Below are 4,658 nucleotides of genomic sequence, written 5' to 3'. Positions count from 1 at the left end.
GGCCCTGACCAGCGTTGTCATCGCACCCCGCCTGACCCACCGGTTCTCCCCCACCCGCGTCCTCGCAGGCATCCTCATCGTCTTCGCCGCCACCCACGTCGCGGCCTCGCAGCTGACCGGGAACACGCCCTGGCTCGTGGTGTGCGTGGTACTGCTCGGCTTCGAAATCGGCGCAGCCAACACAGTACTTACCGAAGCAGTCATGGAGGCCAGTGACCTGCCCCGCCCCGTCGCATCGTCCGCCTACTCCGGAATCCGCTTTTTCGGCGGCGCGATCGGCGCCCCCGTGGGCACCGGACTTGCAGCCCTCGGGGCGGGGGTGCCGTTCCTCTTCGCGGCCGCGACCGCCGTCGTCGGCGCCCTCCTGCTCGCGATCTTCCGCCGCATCCTCACCCCGGCCGACCACCCCGTCCACGAAAGCACAGCATTCGAAGCAGAAGCCATCGCCGCCGGCGAGTAACCGGCAGGCTCTGCCAAGCCACCGACCGACACAAAAGTGGCCCCACCACAGCGCCGTTACCGCCGCTCTAGAAAACCAAACGAAACCTTGGGCTAAAGGCCAAATTCCAAGTATGGGTGGCAAGCAAAATGCGTGCCCACATAGGACCTAACTCGGGCCGGCACCTCTTGGCTGCCCTGCTGGCCAAGGGAGGCCCCGCCCCATCAGATTCGTCCTCCGAGATCCCCGCCGGGAATTGCGCCCTGTACGCCGTTGAGCGGCTGCTCTACGCTGATCGAGTCGGGCCAATGGTTGAGCTCGACGGCGATATCAGACACCGGCGCTGGCGCGCTTAGAGGAGGAAGCCATGCAGGACGAGCAGGTTAACCGCAATCTCAAAGGAATGGACGATCTGGACTTCGACGGCTGGAACAAAGCCGACTGGAACGGCGTCTTTGCCCACCACCACACTGACGACGTCCTGGTTGACTGGAAGGGGCAGGAAACCACCCATGGCGTCAGCGAACATATCGATGCGATGAAAGCCTACGTCGAGTCCGCCGGCGGCACACCGCCCCAAATCACCTCGCATCCGATCGCTTTCGGATCCGGGGAGTGGACCTGCGTCATCGGCGAATTCGAAGGCGGCGGCCGCATGGTCACCGTGGCCAAGTGGAAGGACGGCGCCATCACCGAGGAATACATCTGGGCCTAGCCCCTTGGCCCTGGTGCCGGCCGTGATGATGTTCGGCATGGTCATGCTGGCACTCATCGTCATCACCGCTGTGACCCTAACCCGCACCTACGCCAGGGACAACTCCCTGCCCGTAACCTCGAAATAGCCGATGGCAAGGGAAAACGCATCATGGTTGCCTGGCAGGACACCCTTCCCCTTCGGGCCGGCGGTTGGCCGCCGTCCGAGGACAGTCCTCCACCCCGGACGATTCCAGAGTCCTCATCGCAGCGGCCAGAACACGCCCCTCCGGAGTACATCCTCCCCCTGGCCCGGAACCCACGCCGACCGGCACAGACAAGTCCGCCGGCATCCCGGAACTGCCCTGAAGCTGGTGACCGGCGATTTCAGCAACCCAAAGGGCTTATAAAGGGCGTCGCTGCCCTGAACCCTTCGTGTCGGTTCTGGTCCGCCGCCGTTTATTTCGGAGTTTATCCGGTGGCCATGGGTTGGCCGTTCGGTGCCTCCAGTGTCAGGCCGTCCAGGTTGGGTCCCGTGATGCCGGCGATCCGCACGGATGAGGCGCCCGCGCCGTTGGCGATGATCTTCCCGCCCACGGCCAGCGATCCGACCGGTCCCTCCAAGTCCACGGTGGACAAGCCATCCCCGTCAGTGGAGATGTTCTCCCCGATATCCACAGAGCCGATGTTCCCGGTGGGTTTCACACTCAGTGCGATGGCCGAGAGCGGCATCAGGACGCCCTTGACCAGGCTTTCACCGGTCCCGCCGGAGGTGGATAGACTGCCCTTGATGGTCAGTTTGGGCAGGTCACGGCTGACCTGCACCCCCACGGACCCGTCGCCGCGCGTGGTGATCGAGTCGAAGATGGCCTCGTTCAGGGAGCCGTCGTAGACGTTGAATCCGCGGGCTCCAAGTCCGGTGGTCTCGATGGGTGCCTCAACCCTGAGCACGCCGATGTCGCCGAAGTTGACGAACCCGATCCCGCTGGGACCGTGCGAGGTGACTTTGGCCTTGGCTGTCCAGGTCTCAACGACGCCCCAGTTGTCCAGTACCATGTCGTTCTGGCCGAAGGTGGTCGTGGTACCCAGGTTCACCACGTCCATGGCATGGGTACCGCTGATGATGAAGACGCCGCCGCTGATGAGGTCCGGGGTGCCCGGGGCGATGCCGCCGTCGGAGAAGACGTCCCCGGTGGACAGCAGCTCGACGGCGACCGTGCCGCCGTCGGCCTTGCCCGCCCGGTCACCGTGGCCGCCGACAAAAACTCCGCCGCCTCGCACCGGGACCCCGGAGCTGCCCGCGGAGATGTTTTCAAGACGCGCGATGAGGACCACGCCTCTATCAGGCTGCCGGTTCCAGAGGGTGAATGCCCCCTGCATCGCCTCGACCCCGAACCCTGTGGGCCGGTCCGCGCGGCCGCGAGTGTCGGCCGCGGCGACGTGGACGCCGTCGGCCTCGATGCGGCCGGCCCGGATACTGCCTTCCGCCGTGAGGTAGACCTGCCCGAAGCTGGTGACGTTCTTCAGCCGGAGTGTGCCCAAATCCTCCACCGTGGGGTCGTTGTAGATGGCAAGCTCATGCAACGGAGTGCGCACGGTGACGTTCTCGACCGAATTATCCTGGGTCAGCCGCAGGCCCTTGGCTCCAAAGACGAGCTCGCCGCCGCGCAGCGCCACCCCGGGAGGCATGGTCACCGAGGGCATCCCCTTCAAGGTGCCTGAAATTTCAATTTCATTGACGCCCGAGGCCAGCGCCTCATTGAGCTGCGCAACATCTGATACATGAGTCCAAGACACCACGCCCACCACCATTCTTCGGATCGGAATCTGGGACGGCAGTCTCCTTTGGCGCCGTCCCTCGCATGATACTCCCGCCGGCACGACGTCCTGCCGAGGCTAGAAATCCAAGAAAGTTCTGGCCCCAGTCGTTTCCCAGCCATCGTTGGACCACCGCTTCGCCCGCGAACAGCACCGTGATCCCTTGCCAGATCCGCATGCCGAGGCACGGGACCAGACCGCACGGGAGTTTCGCGATGCGGCCGTGGCCTCCGCATGGCGGCTCGACCAAGATGAAAGTACACAAACGGCTCCTCGGCCGAAGGACCAGCTACAACGGATTGTTCAAGGGCGTTTGGGAGGGCCTAGATAATCCTCCGGCGCCTATGACCGTCTGCACTTTTCAGCAAGCTGAGCGTCTGGCGGCTCAATGGTTGAGTTACTAAGGTGCGGCTGGATGCCGCGTATCCCAGGCAACTCGCGATGGCGGAATGGATGTGATTGCAGATCACTTTGTCGCAGATGTAAAACACCATCAGGTTCATGTAACCCCGGTTGCAGTAAGGGCTCTTTCCGGAGTCGCAACTGGGTGGGGGAAGATCCCCGTTTTCTTCTCATTATCGGGCTACACATCGGCAGCCGTTGAGTTCGCAGAGAGCCCTAACATCGGGATGGCGCTGTTTCAGTACGACTATGTAACCGCAAAACTGCACCCACGATCAAAAGCCGCCCGCATAGCCTGGGACGCCGGCCTTCTCTCCCTCCTCGAAAGAGGTGGCATGGGGTCCGTTCAGTAGAGTACCCATCCTTGAGTGTTTGCATCATCGGTTCGTTGACTCACTTGTGACAAAGCCATTGATCTTCGGTCGTCTGCGGGGCTTGGTGCCGGCGACCGGCCGGGTGCAGACGGCTTCTGACATTCCGTGCAGACAGCCCCCTGATATAGGACCGCTTCGGCCAACCGACTGGCTCAGGCATCTTTTCGCAGAAGCTACTTCGCGTTGCGGCCACATGCTGCCGTCCGACCGGATCCCGAAGTAGTTCAGGTCGGCCTTAAGGTGCTGATAACCTTTCCGGCGGTGCCGATTAGGGTGAGTAAAAGGTGAGTGCCGAGGGAAACCGGCCACTCCTTGGCAGCCACCGGGAGTCCCTTGCAGGTCAGCGCCCAATTTGCCGGATGGAGCATTCGAACCGAAGATCCCGCCCCTTACTTCCTCCGCCAATCGCGACACAGCGTAAGAGACATCTAGAGTAAGACTGCAGGTCAGGGCCGTTTATGAAGCCCGACGTCGGATTAGAACTGGCGAAAAGCTTCCAAATCTGCCGCCGAATCAGGGCCTGTCCGCGGCGAACTCAGGAATAAAACCGCACGTCAAAGCCACAACATGGAGCCTCCTGTCGGAGTCGAACCGACGACCCCCGCTTTAGGTCTAGGTGCCTGGTGGCAGGGGGGAATGTGCTGTTTGCCCGGAATCTAGAGGTTTCTGCGACCAACGATGACTGATGAATAGTTGTTGTTTATTACTGATTGAGGTGAGTCAAAGGTGAGTCGGTTGCAATGGCCGACCTGCTGCCGGCCTTGCAATCGACACAGGGGGCTGTCAATGGCCAATAGTTTGTGCCCATAGGCGGCCAGCAAAAATGCCCGCTGGTGGCCATGAATACTGCCCACTCATGGCCACCAGATCTGCCCACCGGGTATTCGGCGGCGTTGGCCATGTTGGGGTGTGGGTTTAGCTCATTGGCGTGT

Annotated in this window: 4 protein-coding genes and 1 pseudogene; 4 read left to right on the top strand and 1 reads right to left on the bottom strand. The window is 62.3% G+C overall.

Translation table 11 applies throughout. The annotated features are described in order from the left end of the window. The 3 genes from AC1DIM_RS19530 to AC1DIM_RS19520 all read left to right on the top strand — a co-directional run. The coding region (locus tag AC1DIM_RS19530; protein WP_477712138.1) for an MFS transporter at positions 1-460 on the top strand (460 nt) is incomplete at its 5' end. A gap of 346 nt (positions 461-806) precedes the next feature. Further along, positions 807-1,154, top strand: coding sequence for a hypothetical protein (locus AC1DIM_RS19525; protein WP_477712137.1), 348 nt, complete (start codon positions 807-809; stop codon positions 1,152-1,154). A 4-nt stretch (positions 1,155-1,158) separates the two neighbouring features. Further along, a complete protein-coding gene (locus tag AC1DIM_RS19520; protein ID WP_477712136.1) occupies positions 1,159-1,281 on the top strand; it encodes a hypothetical protein in 123 nt (40 codons plus the stop codon). Between the two features lie 322 nt (positions 1,282-1,603). On the opposite strand, the gene AC1DIM_RS19515 is transcribed toward AC1DIM_RS19520, so the two are convergent. Then, positions 1,604-2,932 (bottom strand): hypothetical protein, encoded by a 1,329-nt coding sequence (locus AC1DIM_RS19515; RefSeq protein ID WP_477712135.1) that lies wholly within the window; start codon positions 2,930-2,932, stop codon positions 1,604-1,606. A 446-nt stretch (positions 2,933-3,378) separates the two neighbouring features. Between AC1DIM_RS19515 and AC1DIM_RS19510 the strand changes: the two are divergent. Then, a pseudogene (locus AC1DIM_RS19510) lies at positions 3,379-3,705 on the top strand (restriction endonuclease); the annotation flags it as partial. Positions 3,706-4,658 lie beyond the last annotated feature (953 nt).

Source organism: Pseudarthrobacter sp. 01T43, from assembly GCF_056398665.1.
This window is presented reverse-complemented; position numbering and strand designations above follow the sequence as displayed.

Coding starts and splice junctions, on each gene's coding strand:
- AC1DIM_RS19525 (WP_477712137.1), top strand. CDS start 807: ATGCAGGACGAGCAGGTTAACCGCAATCTCAAAGGAATGGACGATCTG.